General features: G+C 59.5%; 14 protein-coding genes. 6 read left to right on the top strand and 8 right to left on the bottom strand.

The window, feature by feature from the left end; genetic code table 11:
- The first annotated feature begins 205 nt into the window (after nt 1-205).
- Together FKG94_RS19610 and FKG94_RS19605 are read left to right on the top strand one after the other, a co-directional pair.
- Nucleotides 206-748: a hypothetical protein gene (locus FKG94_RS19610; protein WP_142928626.1), complete on the top strand. Its 543-nt coding sequence runs from the start codon at nt 206-208 to the stop codon at nt 746-748.
- Between the two features lie 115 nt (nt 749-863).
- Nucleotides 864-1,601 carry a hypothetical protein gene (locus FKG94_RS19605; RefSeq protein WP_142928625.1) on the top strand — a complete coding sequence of 246 codons (738 nt, stop codon included), beginning with the start codon at nt 864-866 and terminating at the stop codon, nt 1,599-1,601.
- 104 nt (nt 1,602-1,705) lie between these two features.
- Here the strand turns inward: FKG94_RS19605 and FKG94_RS19600 are convergent, their stop codons facing one another.
- Both FKG94_RS19600 and olsF read right to left on the bottom strand, forming a co-directional pair.
- The gene (locus FKG94_RS19600) at nt 1,706-2,635 is read right to left on the bottom strand and encodes a helix-turn-helix transcriptional regulator (protein ID WP_142928624.1); all 930 of its coding nucleotides are present in this window, start codon (nt 2,633-2,635) and stop codon (nt 1,706-1,708) included.
- A 236-nt stretch (nt 2,636-2,871) separates the two neighbouring features.
- Nucleotides 2,872-4,584: a bifunctional ornithine lipid synthase OlsF gene (gene olsF / locus FKG94_RS19595; RefSeq protein ID WP_142928623.1), complete on the bottom strand. Its 1,713-nt coding sequence runs from the start codon at nt 4,582-4,584 to the stop codon at nt 2,872-2,874.
- 94 nt (nt 4,585-4,678) lie between these two features.
- Here olsF and FKG94_RS19590 point away from each other — a divergent pair, with 94 nt between their 5' ends.
- Nucleotides 4,679-5,308 carry a DUF924 family protein gene (locus FKG94_RS19590; protein ID WP_142928622.1) on the top strand — a complete coding sequence of 210 codons (630 nt, stop codon included), beginning with the start codon at nt 4,679-4,681 and terminating at the stop codon, nt 5,306-5,308.
- 132 nt (nt 5,309-5,440) lie between these two features.
- On the opposite strand, the gene FKG94_RS19585 is transcribed toward FKG94_RS19590, so the two are convergent.
- Nucleotides 5,441-6,571: a hypothetical protein gene (locus FKG94_RS19585; RefSeq protein WP_142928621.1), complete on the bottom strand. Its 1,131-nt coding sequence runs from the start codon at nt 6,569-6,571 to the stop codon at nt 5,441-5,443.
- A gap of 166 nt (nt 6,572-6,737) precedes the next feature.
- On the opposite strand from FKG94_RS19585, the gene serB reads away from it, so the two are divergent.
- Entirely contained in the window at nt 6,738-7,964 is a 1,227-nt protein-coding gene (serB, locus tag FKG94_RS19580; RefSeq protein ID WP_142928620.1) for a phosphoserine phosphatase SerB, read from the top strand.
- Here serB and FKG94_RS19575 read toward each other — a convergent pair.
- The 3 genes from FKG94_RS19575 to epmB all read right to left on the bottom strand — a co-directional run bounded on the left by FKG94_RS19575 (nt 7,948) and on the right by epmB (nt 13,260).
- Nucleotides 7,948-10,050 (bottom strand): EAL domain-containing response regulator, encoded by a 2,103-nt coding sequence (locus tag FKG94_RS19575; protein ID WP_142928619.1) that lies wholly within the window; start codon nt 10,048-10,050, stop codon nt 7,948-7,950. The genes serB and FKG94_RS19575 overlap by 17 nt on opposite strands.
- Before the next feature lie 254 nt (nt 10,051-10,304).
- On the bottom strand, nt 10,305-12,038 hold the full coding sequence (locus FKG94_RS19570; protein ID WP_142928618.1) for a hypothetical protein: 1,734 nt from the start codon (nt 12,036-12,038) through the stop codon (nt 10,305-10,307).
- A 214-nt stretch (nt 12,039-12,252) separates the two neighbouring features.
- Nucleotides 12,253-13,260 carry an EF-P beta-lysylation protein EpmB gene (gene epmB / locus FKG94_RS19565; RefSeq protein WP_142928617.1) on the bottom strand — a complete coding sequence of 336 codons (1,008 nt, stop codon included), beginning with the start codon at nt 13,258-13,260 and terminating at the stop codon, nt 12,253-12,255.
- A gap of 86 nt (nt 13,261-13,346) precedes the next feature.
- Here epmB and efp point away from each other — a divergent pair, with 86 nt between their 5' ends.
- Both efp and epmA read left to right on the top strand, forming a co-directional pair.
- Nucleotides 13,347-13,919: an elongation factor P gene (gene efp / locus FKG94_RS19560; RefSeq protein ID WP_142928616.1), complete on the top strand. Its 573-nt coding sequence runs from the start codon at nt 13,347-13,349 to the stop codon at nt 13,917-13,919.
- A 32-nt stretch (nt 13,920-13,951) separates the two neighbouring features.
- Nucleotides 13,952-14,905, top strand: coding sequence for an EF-P lysine aminoacylase EpmA (gene epmA / locus FKG94_RS19555; protein WP_142928615.1), 954 nt, complete (start codon nt 13,952-13,954; stop codon nt 14,903-14,905).
- 716 nt (nt 14,906-15,621) lie between these two features.
- Here the strand turns inward: epmA and cysE are convergent.
- Together cysE and FKG94_RS19545 are read right to left on the bottom strand one after the other, a co-directional pair.
- A complete protein-coding gene (gene cysE, locus FKG94_RS19550) occupies nt 15,622-16,488 on the bottom strand; it encodes a serine O-acetyltransferase (protein ID WP_142928614.1) in 867 nt (288 codons plus the stop codon).
- A 121-nt stretch (nt 16,489-16,609) separates the two neighbouring features.
- Entirely contained in the window at nt 16,610-17,605 is a 996-nt protein-coding gene (locus FKG94_RS19545) for a serine/threonine protein kinase (protein ID WP_142928613.1), read from the bottom strand.
- Nucleotide 17,606 lies beyond the last annotated feature (1 nt).

Here is a 17,606-nt window from a genome sequence, read left to right as displayed (position 1 = left end):
CCCGAACCGACCCCGAACCGACCCCGAACCGACCCCGAACCGACCCCGAACCGACCCCGAACCGGACCGACCGCACCGGACCCCGCACCGCGCTGGTACTGGGACATCACAGCTCGGTTGAACCGAATATGTGGCACCGGTTGCCAATAGTGCCAAATCGATTTGCGTAACATTGAGATTATCTTGACTTTGCCGTTGCGGCGGCGTGGGTGCCGGTGGCTACGGTAAGTTTCTTGCCGTCCCCGGACCCGATGCCCGCTTTTTCCCTGATCCACCAGCTCCGCAAGCGAGCGCCGTTTTTCCGCAAGAACAGCAACTCCTGCAACGCCGGTTTTGTCTACTATCAGCACCGTGGCCGATTGATGCTGTCCATGATCGACCTTTTGGTTTTATCACTTTTTTTGCAATTGGATATATTTATAGGAGTAACAAAATGGAAATCAGACTGATTAAAGTGTTAGCGGTATTAGGGGTGTTGCTGGGCTCACTGCAAGCACAAGCCGTGTCTTACGATGGTACATGGACACAAAACAAAAGCAACGCCGGGGTGGCCTGGACGCCGATGCGTACTCACGCCAATCATTTTTGCTTTTTAAGTAAAGTTGAAATTGAAGAAACGGATACTTCAAGGGAGTGGGCGCGGTGCCGGGCATACCGGTCGAGCGGGGCCGACTGGATTCTCGAGGCCAGGCTCGGAAAAAGCAGTGACGCCGACGCCCGTTGCTCGGCCATCTGTTATAACAACTGATGTTATAACACAGTAGTTTTTCAATTAAGGCGTCGATATGGCACCGCCCGACCGGGACGCTACCCTGGTGCCCGGTCGGGGTATTGCTGTATTTGGCCTGCATGGAGGTGCCAAAATGAAAGCGAAGCTAGCGATAGCCGTGACGTTTGTGGTGGGTGTCGGGGCGGTTTTTTTTCTCAGTGACAGAGTCCCGGAAGCACCGCTGGTGTCGATGGATTTACAGGGTTTGAAGCAAACGGATTTATATGGCTTTGAAGAACTCAATAGCAAGATGGACGACTTGTCTGACAGCCTGAGAGGCTTGCAGCAGGCCAACCAGAGACAGTTGGATAAAGTGCGTGCCGAGAAAAACAGCCTTATCGATCTGGTCAAAGCGCTTGAGGCCAGGGTGGCGGCCGTGGAAACCGGCGGCAAGACTTCCGCTCGGGGATCCGGCGATACTGGTGACGACGCTCACATAAAAGCGGAAACCGAAAATCTCTCAGGCCATACCGGGGCGGTTGCAACTGTGACCGAAGTCGATCTGAGGCATTGGATGGACGATCTGATCGCTATGAACTATGTCGATGTCGAGTATTCCCAGCGGGCTCTGTCGGAGGTCACTGAGACGCTTGAGCGATTGCCCGGTGTCAGTGTTGAAGCGATGCAGTGCGGCGACGGTTTTTGCCGGGCGATGTTTGCCCAGGCCGGTGGCGAAGTGCCGGATATCAGTGATGTGGTCGGGCTGCCGCCGTTTGTCGGCAGCGGCTTTACCAAGCCCGGTGATGACGGCAGGCTTACCGTCTATTTTACCGATGCCGGGGTTTCCATGAGAGAGCTCGAGGAGCGGCTGGTTGCGGACAGAGACCATTGAGCTGCCGGGTGGGATACAATATTCCCTTCGAAAGGCCGGCCGCCGCGCGCTGCCGCGGTGCAATGCCGGCCAGCGGTTGGCCCGGCACCGCGGTAACACCTGACTCAAATTTGTTTGCGGTATATACCCGGCGAGACCCCGACCAGACGTTTAAACATACGAATGAAGTGGCTGCTCGTATAGCCGACTTCCAGGGCAATCAGATTGATGGGTAAATTCGTGTCCCGCAATAATCGCTTCGCCTTCTCGATACGGGTTTTTATGATATACCGGTGCGGCGCTATTCCCATGGTGTCCTTGAACGTGTGCGCGAAATGGTAGGGGCTCATATTGGCAACGCCGGCGATGGCCTGGAGGGAAAGCTCTTTATCGAGTTTGCTGTGTATATAGTCAATGACTGTTCTCCACGCTCCGCCGTGCCTGCGGTGATTGGGCTTCGATATCCTGTAGGGTGTGGTGCTGTAGTTTTTTAGAAGGTGTGTTGCCAGCAAGTGGGCGGCTGTCTCTATAAAAATTTTCCCATAGAGGTTGGGACATTCAGCTTCGCTGCGCAACGCCAGCCCAAGTTGAAGCATCAGCGGATCGCTAATGCCGAGCTGATGGGGGAGTTCGATGTTAGTGGCATCGCGATCCGCCACCTGTAGCGCCACGTTTTCCAGGAATGTCGGAGACAGATGCAGGTAGCATACCGATAACTCGGTGCCGTCATCGCTCAATGCATTCCACCTCGACTTGCAGGCGTTTTGGAATGCCTGGCCAAGCAGCCATTCTCGCTGGCGCCAGACATAGGGTTGCCATTTCCCTGTATTGAATGCGTAGTGTCCCTTTACCGCACCGCTGTCAGAAAAAGCGAGAATATGATCAGTGGTGGCCGGGCAGGCGCTGCCCGCTGAGCACTTCGGTGACAGGTAACGGGTGAGCAGCAGATTGTCCCAGTATTTTTGCCCTTTACTGCTGATCGCTACTGTGCCGGGGTGATAGTCTTCATACTCTGCGCCGGAAATCAGTGCCGGCAGCCGGTCCATGCCTTCCATTGTCGTCCCTACCTACGTCGATTTTCTCCCTGTCGGCTGCAACTGTGAGCGACTGCCGCCGGTTGTGAAAGCCCGCGCATCAGTCGATACTGCGACAGCAGGGTATAGACTACATCACAGTCTATACCCGGATCTGTGTGAAATTGGTCGGGTTGTCTGTGGAAAATTAACTGAACCGCGCATACCAACCTGCCGGCACAACAGGGAGGTTGTATCCGGCAGTTCTAAAGCAGCTTTCAGATACCCAGATACCGCTTGCGCTTGGCCGGTTTCAGTTTGGTCAGGTCCGCCAGGAACAAGCCGTCCAGGCAATCCCCAAAATCCGGATCGACACTGAAGGCGAGCAGTTGAAAACCACCGCTTTCAAACAGGGCCGCATACTGCTTAAACAGCACCGGCAGTTTTTGGCCGGCTTCCTGGAAGGTGGTTTGCAACAGCGCAAAGGCCGCTTCGCGGTCCAGGTGCCCGTACTTTGCCGCAATAGCGCGCGCGCTGGCGGGCGTCATGGTATAAGGCTGGTTGGCCTTTACCAGGGTCTCGGCACAGGCGTAGTGGTTTTGGTAGTGGAATACCAACGGGTCGATCAGCTCGCGGGGATAATCGGCACTCATGCTGACCGGACCGATCAGGTAACGCACCTCGGGGTGATGGCGCAGATAGGCGCCGATGCCCTGCCACAGGTAATCGAGGCTGGCCTTGCCCCAGTACAATGGGTTGACAAAACTGCGGCCCAGCTCCAGGCCATGTTCCAGATAGCCGCGAAACTCAGGCTGAAATCGGTATAAAGAGCGAATATAGAGTCCGTCCTCGCCCTGCCGGGTCAGCAGCTTGCCCATTTCGCCCAGCCGGTAGGCGCCGGCCAGCTCCAGGGTGTCTCGGTCCCAGAGCACCAGGTGGCGGTAGTGCCGGTCGTAGCGGTCCAGATCGCGGCGCGCGCCGGTGCCCTCGCCAACCTTGCGAAAGGCGACTTCCCGCAGGCGGCCAATTTCCCTGATCAGGGGCGAGTCGTTGCGGTAATCGGCCAGGTAAATGCCGTTCTGGTCGCGGGTTTCACCGAGCAGCTTGGCACTTTTCAGCTCCCGCTGCAGTTCCCGGCGGTCTTCCGGATGGGCGATGGTTTTCTCGGTGACAAAGATCGGGCGGTGGCGCTTGCCGACTTTGTAGAGATGCTTTCTCAGGCGCTTCAACAGCGCTTTGTCGTGCAGTTGATCGCTGCGCAGGGCGCTGCTCGGGATCGGCTCGCCGATGCGAAATCGAATCACATGGGATTGCTTATTGAACATCTCCCGCGCCAGCAGCGCAGTGCCCAGCGGCTTGAACAGCATGGAGGCACTATAGAACAGCAGGGAGTTTTTCGCGCCGATATGGATCGGCAAAATCGGTGCGCCCGCGCGCCGGGCAAAGTGCAGAAAGCCCGGTCGCCAGCGGGTGTCGCGCACGCCGGTGGGCCGGGCGCGGGAGACCTCGCCGGCGGGAAAGATAATCACCGCCTCCTCGCGCTCAAGGGCTTCCTGGACGGCGCGGTAACTGCGCCGGGCGCCGCCGCCGTTCATGTTGTCCAGCGGCACCAGCAGTGACTGCAGGGCGCGGAAGTTCATCAGCATATCGTTGGCGACGATTTTAACGTCGCGACGCACTTCGCCCACCAGGCGCAGGATGGCCAGGCCGTCGAGCGAACCGATGGGGTGGTTGGCGATAACCACCAGACGCCCCTGGGCGGGGATATTGTCCCGGTCGCTGGCGCTGACGGCGTAGCTGAAATTAAAATAGTCAAACACACTGTCGATAAACTCGAAGCTCTCGATATTGCGGTGATGATCGAGAAAGTCGTTGATTTCCCGCTCGTGGGTGAGCTTGCGCAGCAGGGTCAGGGTCGGCTTGCGAATCAGCGCCGGCTGGTGGGAAAAGGCGGGGAATTTATCGGTGACGGCCTGTTCGATATTAATCATAGAAAAAACCACTTATAGTTTTGTCTGCAATTAGACGACGCGCCGGTGACGAATCGGTGACAGGGTTGTGACACTTATATGACGAGGTGCGGCAATGACAACGGATTCACAGGGTGTGGAGAACCTGCCGGTTGCGGATATCGTGGATTTCTGGTTCGACGACTGCCAGCGCGACCCCGGTCGACTGGCGCAGCGCTCGCGGTTTTGGTTTGTCGAGGGCCGGCTTCACGACGAGACGGTCAGGCAGCGTTTTGGTCACTGGATCGAGCCGGTGGCGGCGTCCACCCCCGAGGCGTTGGCGGAGCCGCGGACCTGTCTGGCGGCGGTGTTGGTGCTGGATCAGTTCAGCCGCCACTGTTACCGCGGCCAGGCCCGGGCATTTGCGTTTGACGCGCAGGCGCTCGGGCTCCTGCAGTGGGCACTGGACCGGGTGATCGATCGGACACTGCATCCGGTGGAGGCAATGTTTCTCTATATGCCGTTGCAACATGCGGAGGATTTGGCGTGCCACCACCGTGCGGTGCAGCTGTACGAGCAACTGGAGCGTGTCGCCCCGCCGCCTTTTCGGGGGTTGCTGGGCGGTGCTCTCGATTCGGCCCGGGAACACCTCGCGCTGATCCAGCGCTTTGGACGCTTCCCCCACCGCAATGACGTGTTGCAGCGCACCTCGAGCGCTGAGGAAATCGCCTATCTGGACGGTGGCGGCAAGCGTTTCGGGCAGTAGTGCATTGCCCTTTCGCGCCGGGATTGGCGCTTTGTCAGGCCCAGCAGAACCAACTGAAAGCCCCAGTCAGTGCCAGACCGATCAATTGGCACAAATTTGCAAAAGGAAGTGCCATCAGCAACAGGCCTTTGACTACAGCGCCAGCAACTGCCGGCGTTGTTTTTCCAGCAGGCTGAGATAGGGCTCGTCGATTTCCCTGACCCGTTGGAACTGCCGGTTGTCCTCCAGCGGCAGGAACTGCAGGCGTTGCTGCAGTGTGCTGTGTTCCAGCAACTGCTGTTGCACCAGCAGGGTATCGACAGGTGCCCGGGCCAGGTAGGCGAGGCTCTCGCGCTGTTGCACACCGGTTGTCAGGCGCTGGTAAAACGTCTCTTCGCTGTCCTGAGCCGCGGTGACGGCAGCATTCAGGCGCAGTTGCACCGCCTGCTCGCTGCGCCCCTGCAGGCCGAGCATCAGCAGGGCGGCGCAAATGGCGTGAAAACTGCTCTCATCGCGGGAGTTATTGCTGTAGAAGACCAGTTGCAGGCACCGGTCGTCAAGGTGCAGCAATTCGCCGTTGTAGAGCGCCGTTACACCGTTGAGTTGTTGTTCGAATTGACTCAACAGTTGTTTCAGGGCCTGGCCATTGAGCTGTTGGCGCAGTTCGCCCAGGTTGGCACTGTGCAGGGTCAACAGCGCACTGTGGTATTCCCTGGGGGGCTCGGTCTCCAGGGGTACGACCTCATCCACCACGCGGGCCGGGGTGACCACCGGTAACGACAGGTCGGATGGGCGCCGGTTTCGCTGCCAGGCCAGGCCGCCGAACAACAACAGCAACGCGACCGCGATGCTAAGCGGTGGCCAGATACCGGCCGGATCGGCATTGATCTGCGTACTGACGGTGACGTAGCCCGCCACCGTATCCTGCAGGGTGATGGTGGCGGTGAAGTTGCGCCGCGCCGCGGTGCCGGGTGAGTCACCGGCCTGTACCAGCAACCGGTTTTCCACATCGTGGATGGTGGCAGTCGCGACGCCGCTGTGTTGTGCCACATGGCTCAGAATAACCTGCAGGCTGACCAGGTCTTTACTCAGTGTTGCCTCGACCGCCTGCTGCGCAGTCATATCGGCCAGCGCCTGGCCATAGCGATTGTGCCCGTCTGCTACTTCCCGCGCCATATGGTGTTGCACATAGGCAGCCGTAGCGAGCATTGCCAAAATCGCCCCCAGACACAGGTAAGCAGGCTTCGGGAGCTGTCGCAGCAGCGTGGTGAGCGGTGGGGGCATGGAAGTCAGTGCGGTGTGCCGAATAGTGATTAGGGTTGATTATTGTGGTGGTGGGTAACCGTCGTTACAAAGTCCAGTTACGCATTCTAGCTCAATTATCCGCTAAAGTTATACCCAACCGTTATATAATCCGCTGCCAACCCGCCAGCCACTGTGAGCGCTTTTTGTGAAAGAAATACTACTGATCAATGTCACCGGCGAGGATCAACCCGGTGTGACCTCAGCCATTACCTCGATATTAGCGCAGTACGAGGCCAATATTCTCGATATCGGCCAGGCCGTCATCCACGATTATCTGTCGCTTGGCATCCTCGCCGAGATACCGCCGGCATCGGAGTCGTCACCGGTGGTGAAGGACATTTTGTACCGCGCCCATGAACTGGGGGTGCGGGTGCGTTTCCAGCCGATCGGTGCCGACAGCTACAGTCACTGGGTCGGCCAGCAGGGCAAGCAGCGTCATATCGTCACGCTGTTGGCGCGCAAGGTCAGCGCCCGGCATATCTCCGAGGTGACCGCGGTGGCGGTGCGGCACGGGCTCAATATCGACAATATCAATCGCCTGTCGGGGCGTATCGAGCTGGACTCGCTGGCGGACCAGGACAAGGCCTGCGTGGAATTTTCCGCCCGCGGCACGCCCGCCGATCTGGCGGCGTTGCGGGCGGATTTTATGGAGTTGTCGACCCGTATGGACATCGATATCGCCATCCAGGAAGACACGGTATTTCGCCGCAACCGGCGCCTGGTGTGTTTTGATATGGACTCGACATTGATCGAGGCGGAGGTGATCGACGAGTTGGCCAAGCGCGCCGGTGTCGGCGCCCAGGTTGCGGCGATTACCGAGGCGGCGATGGCGGGCGAGCTGGATTTCAAACAGAGCTTCGCCCGCCGCATGGCGTTGCTGCAAGGGCTGGACGAAGCGGTGTTGGCCGATATTGCCGCTGAACTGCCGATTACCGAAGGCGCGGCGCACCTGATCAGCACCTTGAAGAAACTCGGCTACAAAACCGCTATTTTATCCGGGGGTTTCAATTATTTCGGCCACTATCTACAGCGCCAACTCGGTATCGACTATGTCTATGCCAACGAGTTGGAGGTAAAAGACGGCAAGGTAACCGGCGCAGTGGTGGGCAGCGTCGTCGACGGCCGGCGCAAAGCGGAATTGTTGCGCGAGCTGGCGCAGCGGGAGAATATCTCACTCGAGCAGGTTATCGCTGTCGGCGACGGTGCCAATGATCTGCCGATGTTGAGTATCGCCGGTCTCGGTATCGCCTTTCGCGCCAAGCCGTTGGTCAAGGCTTCAGCCAAGCAGTCTATTTCGCATTTGGGCTTGGATGCGATTTTGTACTTGATCGGGCTCAGGGACAGGGAGGCGGTTGCTAACTCTCCATATTAAAGTCGTAGTCCATTTTGTTGGTCGGCGCCTGCAAGTAGTGGCCCTGGATATAGTGAACGCCGGCCTGCCAGAGGGTCGACAGCACACTGGCATTTTCAACAAAGGGAACAATCGTGGTTTTGCTTTCCTCGTGCAGTTGTTTGACCAGATTGGTCAGGGTCTCCGGGCTTTCGCCATTGTTCTGAATGTCCAGCGTGAAAGAGCCGTCGACCTTTATATATTCGGCCGGCACGTGCTTGAGCGTGTTGAATGGGTTCAGGGAGCAGCCGAACTTGCTGATCGAGCAACTGCTTTTCATTTCCTTCAAACCGGTGGCAAACACTTTGGCCGCGTTGAGGTGGTTGGTGACATCCACCTCGCTGACCTGGAACACCACGGCGTCGGTCGGCAGACTGGCGGCTTTGAACGCGACGTTCAGCCAGGGCAGCAAAGTGGCGTCGCTCAACGAGTCACTACTCAGGTTGACGATCAGGCGGGTGCGGTTGCCGTTGCTGCGATGCTCGGAGAGTACTTTGATGGCCTCGAGTATGACCCAGCGATCGATCTTGGTGGCGGCGCCGATCTGTGTGGCGGTGGCCAGGAATTCGCTCGGTGATATCTCTTCGTCGGCGTCGTTGAGCATGCGCAGCAGCACTTCGTAGTGCTCTTCTTCGGAACCGCGCAGACTGATAATGGGCTGAAACAGTAAGCGGAAGCGGCCTTTGTCGAGCGCCGACTGCACGGCCTGGGCGACGTCTTTGTGCTCCATGTCCGCGGCCGAGAGCTTCGGCTCGAACAATTTGGCGCCGTTGCCCACACCCGGCTGGTCGTGCTCGTTGCGCACGCTGGCGGCCGCCTCCATGGCCTGCTCGATCACCGCTTCGGCACTGCTGGAACTCTCGGTCACCAGGGCGATGCCGATGCTGACGGTCAGTTGGATGGTCTTGCCGTCCACCTCCACGATATGGTCTTCGATCTTGCGGCACAGGTCCTCGGCGCGATCGAGGGCGGCATCGGCATTGAGACTGCCCACCAGCAGCATGAAATTACCGTCGGCAAAGCGCGCCAGGGTATCGCGATCGCTGCAATGCTCGCGGGTGAGGGTGGCAATATTGCTCAAAACCTGATCGGCGGCGGCGACGCCCAGGTTGCCCTGGACACTGTCGAGGAAATTGTCGATCTCGAGGTCGAACAAGACACTGGAGCGGTTGTCGTTGGCGGCGGCATCCACTGCCCGCTCCAGGGTTTCCATCAGGTACTGGCGGTTGTACAGCCCGGTCGCCACATCCTGGTGTTTGATTTGATTGATCTGTTGTTCCAGCTCCTCGTTGCTGGCCTGACTGGCGCGCATCATAAACTGGATGCAGGGCTCTTCGTCGTAAATGGCGTGGGCCACCTCGACATGGAAGGTGGCTTTGCTCTCGTCGGCACGGATGCCGGTAAATTCCAGCGTGCTGCTCTCGGCGTCGTCGGCCTTGAGGATGAACGACTTGAAGAACTGCTTGATCTTATCCTGTTCCTCGTCGGCCACCATATCGATGACCGGCATGCACTCGATATCGTCGCGGTCGTCGTAACCGAAGCGTTCGGCAAAGGATTCGTTGGCGTAGAGGTACATACCGTCCTGGATATAGGCCACGGCGTCGCGCGAACTGTCCAGCAGTTGTTGGCTGCGGCGCTCCGCTTCGCGAAAGCGGCGGTCGGTCTTGCGCCGCAGTTGGCGCTGTTCCCGGCACTCAAGCTCCCGTTGGATGACCAGCAGCAGGTGCTGGTCCTCATCCAGTCGCACGACATCGGCAGCACCCTGTTTGATACCGTCGACGATGGGCTTTGAACCCTCCTCATCGGTCTGCAGGATCACCGGCACATCTTTGTTGAGACGCTTGATCTGTTTGATGGCGGTCTGAGGGGTGATATTTTGGGTTTGGTCGTGGCCGATCAACAACTCCCACACCTGTTCCTGGAGTAGTTTGACCAGTGCTTCTTCGCTGTCGACGTGCTGGGCCCGGCTCGGTCTGCCGGCGTTGCGCAGCATACTGACCAGCCGCTCGGCTTCGTCCCGGGCATCATTCAAAATCAGTAATCTGATGGTGTCGTTGGGATTCATACTGCCCTAGCTACCTAATTTCCGCTTGCCTCTTGATAACCGCCAGGCTAGGCAGTAAGACCGTTTATCTTCAGGTCGTTGATTTATTATGCTGAAAATAGTGGCCGCTATCTTACTCGATAAATACTGCACCATGGTAGTTCTCTTGAACGAGTGTGCAACTGGAATGCGAACTGGGTATCACTTTCCGGTCATGGATTTTGGGGGGCGCAGTCGGCTGCCGCAACATGAATTTTCGACTTTCTGTAGTTTTTTCAAACACTGTTCCAGACCGATGCAAACTCTTTGGATTGATGTTGCTGCTGGTTTTTCTTGCCGGTGTCCAGGTGGCGGAAACTGAATTGGCTGACTGACGCCGTAGTCAGTATTTTGCGGGTCAGTTGTACGATCTGTTCCTCGCCGCGCTGGTTCAGTTTCACTTTGCAATACTCCTGGAACGGCACCGCCGCGGTGAGCAGGCTGGCCGGACGATTGGCGGCGCGCAGTTCCGGCAGCATCAGCACGCGCATATATTCAGTGTAGCCGCCGCCGGCCGAGCGCACCATGCAGGCGCCGTAAGGTGTGGCCGAGGGTGCCAGAATTTGCACGCCCAACTGGGTGGCGCCGCGATTTTGCCGCAGCCAGCGCACTACGGCAATACTCCACTTTTTGCGGCCCGGTTCGCGCAGGCCCAAGACCTCGCCGGCCCGCACCTGTACCGATACCTGCTCGCGCCAGTCCAGGCAGTAACCGCCGGGGCTGGCATCGAGAATATGCACCGCGGCAGCGGCGCCGATATCTTCGGCGGTGTCATCGCCGGTGGCTGTCTCGAAGCTGTCCGCCGACCAGCGTTCTCCGCTGTCGCCGCGGGCGCGAAACGCGCTCGGTGCCTGGCCCGGTGCGGCGGCGTCGCCCAAAAAGCGGGTGAACGGCAGACCGTCGGTAATGTGGAAGTGCAGGCTGGCGATGCCAACGGTCACTTCCAGTTCGCCGTTGGCCAGGCGTCGTTCGAAACTGCGCTGGCGCACTGTACCCCAGGTGTCGAGAATATGGTCGAGCAGTGCGGGGCTGATTTCAGCGGGGATGGGAATGATCTGCTCACCGCCCTCTTTGTGATCTTTTTGTTTCTTGAGCGCCGCCAGCAGTTGCCGGACGTCGAGTTCGCGGGTGTCGTCATCCATCGAGCCCTGGAAGCGGGATTTGTACATGGGGGCGATATCGGCCGACAGATTCACCACAAACAGGTTTTCCCGGTGCTGTTCCCGCCCCGCGTTGAAACTCACCAGCGTGACCCAGTTTCCGAGGGCTTCATAGAGGGCGTTGACCTCGTTCTGCCGCAGTTGGTTGGGTCTGGCGCAGGCCAGCATCAACGCGCGCAGATAGGTGCGTTGAATGGTGGAGGCCTGCACATCCGTCGCCATGACATCGGGGACCACCTGCTCGAGCAGGTCCAACTTGCCGGCCAGTTTGTACAGGGTGTGCAGGTTGAGCCAGCACTGCGCCGGCACCGGGGTGTAGAGCTGATAGCTGCGCAACAGGGACAGCCCCAGACCGGTAACCGCGCGGTGCAGGGCGAGCACCAGTTTTTGCAGCAGCGGGCTCTTGTTGATCTTCGGTTTAGCGCATAAATCGCGAATTACCAGCAGGTAGCCGCTGGTCATATGTTTTTGTAACGCCTGCGCCACGGTCGCCATTTTCAGGGCACCCTCCGGCAACAGCAGCGGCTGGTTCAGAAAGTCCTTCGACAGCCCCTGGATGCACTGTTGCACATAGGGTCGCAGGCCCTCGAGCATCTCGAGTCTGTTTTCGGCACTGGTGTTGAGGCGCACCACCTCGGGCAGCGCTTGGTAGAGCAGGGCGCCGGTACGGTTCATGCGGGTGGCCGGCAACGTCTGCGCCCACTGTTTCACCTTGGCGGCGCGGGGGCTTTTGCAAAAACTCAGCGCCTTCACGTCCTGGGCCGGCAGGATGAACTGGGATAGTAGATGGGAGACAGTTTCCGAACTCATTACAGTGGCTTGGCCAGTCCTCTCGGTCTTGTTAAGTATAGGAGACACGCAAACAAACCCACCGCATCAAGATGGGTTATTTCACCTTACGACCTGCTGGGCGTGACCGTATTATTAAGTAGTGGCGGGTTAGTCACAACAGTTATATTAATTGTCGAACCTATGTCAATAGGTACTGGTCACCCGCGTTGTATAACATTTTTTTACAAACGTGTCACAGGATAGGTGTTTTGGAGGCTGCATTGGGTTCCTCGCGGACCAGGCGGGGCACCAGATAGCCGGGCAGGCGGCCCAATAACTGCCGGTATAGCGCCCGCGCCTGCGGCAGCGGGATGTCGAAGTGAGCGGCGCCCGCCACCTTGTCGAGCAGGTGCAGGTAATACGGCAGGATACCCCGGGCGAAGAGCGTTTCACTCAGCGCCGCCAGGGCCTCCACGCTGTCGTTGACACCCCGCAGCAAGACCGTCTGATTGAGCACCGTGGCGCCCGCTTCGCGCAGGCGTGCCGTGGCTGCGCCGACTTCCGCATCTATCTCGTTGGCATGATTGGCGTGCAGCACCACCACGGTCTGCAGCCGGGTGGCGGACAACCAGCGCAGGCAGCCGTCGTCGATCCGGTTGGGCAACACCACCGGCAGCCGGGTGTGAATACGCAGCCGCTTCACGTGCGCGATGGCGTCGATTTCGCCGCTCAACCAGGCGAGCTGTTTATCCGGCAGGGCCAGGGGATCGCCGCCGCTGTAGATCACCTCGCTGATGCCGGTATCGGCGCGAATATAGTCCAGTGCCGCCTGCCAGGCACGGCGGCCGGGGCTGTTGTCCTGGTAGGGAAAGTGGCGGCGGAAACAATAGCGGCAGTGAATCGCACACTGCCGGGCGACGATCAGCAGCACGCGGCCGGCATATTTATGGATCAGCCCGGCGTGGGGATTGCTGGAGGTCTCGAGCAGCGGGTCGCGGCTGTAACCGGCGCTGGCGGTGAGCTCCTCACCGAGCGGCAGCACCTGGCGCAGCAGCGGGTCGCGGCTGTCGCCGCGGCGCATTTTTGCCACAAAGGCCCGCGGTACGCGCAGTGGAAACTGTTGTTGCGCGGCGTCGCCGGGGCCGGCCAGCGCCGGGTCCAGGTCCAGCAGTTGCAGGAGTTCACGGGGATCGCGAATCAGGTCGGCCAGTTCATCCTGCCAGTGGTTGGTCTGCCATGTTGGTACGGTTCGAGGTATCATTAGCGCCTTTGTCATCGGGTCAGTAGCGGGTTGCTGATCTTGTCTAATGCCAGTTTATTAATAATCAGTTTGGTAATGAGGGGATAATGGCCAGCTATTCTACCAACGAATTCCGCGGCGGTCTTAAAGTCATGCTCGACGGTGAGCCCTGCTCCATTTTAGAAAATGAGTTTGTCAAACCGGGCAAGGGCCAGGCGTTCAACCGGGTGCGGTTGCGCAACCTGAAGAGCGGTCGCGTGTGGGAGCGCACCTTCAAGTCCGGGGAGAGCCTGGAGGGGGCGGACGTGGTCGACCGGGATATGGAATATCTCTACAACGACGGCGAGTTCTGGCATTTTATGGAGCCCGATACCTACGAGCAGCACCCGGCGGACAAGGCCAGTGTCGGCGAGGCCGCCAAGTGGTTGAAGGAGCAGGATGTGTGTGTGGTTACCCTTTATAACGGCGCGCCCCTGATGGTGACACCGCCCAACCATGTCGAACTGGAAATAGTCGAAACCGATCCCGGGCTCAAGGGCGATACCGCCCAGGGTGGCACCAAGCCGGCGACCCTGGCCACCGGCGCGGTGGTAAAAGTGCCGCTGTTTCTATCCCAGGGTGAAGTGGTGCGGGTCGATACGCGCACCGGGGAATATCTGGGGCGGGCGACGGGCAAGTAAGCGCCGCTTGCCACTGGCCTCCGCGCGCCGCCGTGCAGCATTCACTCTGGCCCCCGGCGGCGACCTTGCCGGCGCAGCGTGCCCGCGCCGCGCTCAACGCAGAAATTCGCCGCTTTTTCGCAGCTCGCCAGGTGCTGGAGGTGGAGGTGCCGCTATTGGCGGCGGCGGCGCCCACCGACCCCCATATCGACAGTCTGCGGGTGCCCACTGGCGCCGGTGACCGCTATCTGCAAAGTTCGCCGGAGTTTGCCATGAAGCGCCTGCTGGCAGCCGGCAGCGGGCCGATATACTCCCTCGCCAAAGCGTTTCGCCGCGGCGAGGCGGGGCGCCGCCACAATCCGGAGTTCACCATGCTGGAGTGGTACCGCCCGGGTTACGACGAGCAGACATTAATGGATGAGGTGACGGCGCTGCTACAGGCGGTTGTCGATGTCGAGCCGGTGTGCAGGCTGAGTTATCGGGAAGTCTTCCAGCGGCATCTGGAGATCGACCCGCACACGGCCTCGGAGAGCGAACTGCGGCAACTGGCGCAGCCCTATATCGGTGCCGACTGGCCCGGTGCCGACCGGGATACCTGGTTGGACCTGCTGATTTCCCACGCCGTCGAACCTCAGCTCGGGCCGGGCCTTACCTTTATCTATGATTACCCCGTCTCGCAGGCCGCCCTGGCACGGCTTGGCAACGACTCGCAGGGTCAGCCGGTAGCCAAGCGTTTCGAAGCCTACCTGGGTGGTATGGAACTGGCCAACGGTTATTGGGAGCTGATTGATGTCGCGGAACAGCGACGGCGGTTCGCCGCCGACCTCCGGCGCCGCCGGGCCCTCAAATTGCCCTGTCCGCGGTCGGACCGGCGCCTGCTGGCGGCGCTGGCCGCCGGTATGCCGGACTGTGCCGGTGTGGCGTTAGGTGTGGATCGACTGTTGATGCAGGTAATGGGCGCCGATCATATCGATACGGTGGTGGCTTTTCCCTGGGATCGGGCTTAGTGAGCTGCCAGGACTCGGTGCAGCGGCACTTGCCCTGGCGAATATGTGTTAATTAAGCGGTCTGCTTCTGTGTTGTTTTCTTTTTCATACTGCCTGTTACGGTTTTCTCGATATAAGAACAGTGTGCAAAAGGTAAGGCCCGGCGGGGGGGGGGGGGCTGCCCCGATCAATCAGGGCGTGTTTACGCTTCCCTGTGGTTCCGGCATTTTTAGGTGATGCGAGTGAGGGGAGTGCCACCCGGCGCGGGCAGCGGCTTTTTTTATACTGCCTGTTGCGGATTTCTCGATACAGGAAAAATATGCAGGAGTTAAGGCCCGGCGGGGGTGCGCTGTCCCGATCAATCAGGGCGTGTTTAAGCTTGCCTGTCGCCCCGGCGTTTTTGAGTGAGGACTGTTCGAATCCCAATTTTTTTGCGAAGCAAAAAAATGGTTGAGTTCCGCAGCTGCCGGGGCGACAGGCAAGCTTACGCCCGATCGGGACAGCGCACCCCCGCCGGGCCATGGCGTGGCACATAAAAAGTTTAGAACGCTAACTTATCCAGACGGTTTTCTCTCAGCACGCAATAACCATCAGAGGCAGACCGACTAACTGACATTTCACTTGCTGAAGTACTACCACTAGCACCACCCCTGGTACCACAACTACCAAAAGCAGGCATCTGGAGTGAAAGGCAAGCCGGCGCAGGCGGGTTTCGGGGTGTGTCCAGATTGGTATTGCTAGGTTTTACGGCGCAGCTCCGAGTCGGCCCCGGTCAGATCGTCGCAATCCATATCGCAGTTGAGTTCGTGGCACATATCCAACGCCGGCTGGTTGGTCTGCGGCCGCCCCACCACCTTGGCGGGTACCCCGGCGACGGTGGTGTGTGGGGCCACCGGCTTTAATACCACACTGCCGGCACCGACCTTGGCACCCTCGCCGATTTCGATATTGCCAAGTATTTTGGCGCCGGCGCTGATCAGCACCCCCTTGCGCACCTTCGGGTGGCGATCGCCGGATTCCTTGCCGGTGCCACCCAGGGTCACCGATTGCATAATGGAGACATTGTCATCCACCACCGCCGTTTCACCGATCACGATGCCGGTGGCGTGGTCGAGCATAATGCCCTGGCCGATAAGCGCCGCCGGGTGGATATCCACACCGAATACCACCGAAATACGATTTTGCAGAAATAATGCCAGGGGCTCGCGGCCCCGCTCCCACAGCCAGTGGGCCACCCGATAGGCCTGCAAGGCGTGAAAACCCTTGAAAAACAAAAACGGTACCGCCAGCGAGGCACAGGCGGAATCGCGCTCGCGAATGGCGCGCAGATCGGCGCGCACGGCGACGCCGATGGCCGGGTCCGCCTCCAGCGCTTCGCTGATCACCTCCCGCACCAGCAGCGCCGAGGCGGCGGGGCTGTCGAGCTTATTGGCCAGGTGAAAACTGAGGGCCGCCTCGAGGCTGTCGTGATTCAGAATAGTGGCGTGCAGGAAACTGGCGAGAATCGGTTCCTGTTCGCTTTGCAGGCGGGTTTCCGAGCGGATGGTCTGCCAGACCGTATCGTCTCGATGTTCAAGGCTGGCGGTGTCGCGGAGATGGCGCATGGGGCGGACCTGCTTTGGTGCGGTGTTCAGTTAGAGACCATTATTGGGGCAGAAAGGTTCTATTACCAGTGGTAGCGGCGCCAATAGTGACCGATTCGGACCGCCTGTCGCCGCTGCCGGCCTAAATCACCACCAGTTGGGGTTCGTCCATGGCCGCCAGTTGTTCACGCAGTTCCAGAATATGTTCAGCCCAGTAGCGCTGGGTATTGAACCAGGGGAAATTGTGGGGAAACGCCGGGTCCTCCCAGCGCCGTGCCAGCCAGGCGGCGTAGTGCATGATGCGCAGCGTGCGCAACCCCTCGATCAGGGCCAACTCGGCGAAGTTGAAGTCGCAGAACTGCTGGTAACCCTCGAGAATCTCACTCAACTGCAGGGTCTGCTGCTGGCGGTCGCCGGACAGCAGCATCCACAGGTCCTGCACCGCCGGGCCGTTGCGGGCATCGTCGAAGTCGACAAAGTGGGGCGCCTGATCGCGCCAGAGGATATTGCCCGGATGGCAGTCACCGTGCAGCCGTATCGGCGTGTAAGGGGTGCGTGCAAACGTGCGCTCGAGTTTGTCGATCAGGTCCTCGCAGAGGCTGCGGTAGGGAACGATCAATTCATCGGGGATGAAGTGGTGATCCAGCAGATAGCGATAACTGTCGATGCCGAAATTCTGCACCTCAAGCGCCGGGCGGTGGGCGAAGGGACGGCTGCGGCCGGCGGCGTGGATACGGCCCAGAAAGCGCCCGAGGATCAGTAAATTGTCGTAGTTGTCCAGCTCCGGCGCCTGGCCGCCCTTGCGCGGGTAGAGCGTAAAGCGAAATCCCCCCCAGCGCGCCAGAGTTATCGGCTCGCCCCCGTCCGGCTCGTCGAGGGACAGCGGCGGCACCACCGGGATTTCCAGCATCGCCAGCTCTTGGGTAAACGCGTGGTCTTCGAGTATCTGCTCGTCGCTCCAGCGGGCGGGCCGGTAGAATTTGGCAATCAGTGGATCGCCGCTGTCGAGACCCACCTGATAGACGCGGTTTTCATAACTGTTGAGCGCCAGAATGCGGGCGTCGCTGAGATAGCCCCGGCTTTCGATGGCGTCCAACACGGTGTCCGGGGTGAGGCGATCATAGGGATGGCCCTGCATA

The organism is Exilibacterium tricleocarpae, assembly GCF_007004655.1.
In the GTDB taxonomy this organism is placed as follows: Bacteria; Pseudomonadota; Gammaproteobacteria; order Pseudomonadales; family Cellvibrionaceae; genus Exilibacterium; species Exilibacterium tricleocarpae.
The sequence above is the reverse complement of the archived record's forward strand: the minus strand, read 5'-3'. Positions and strand labels throughout refer to the sequence as shown.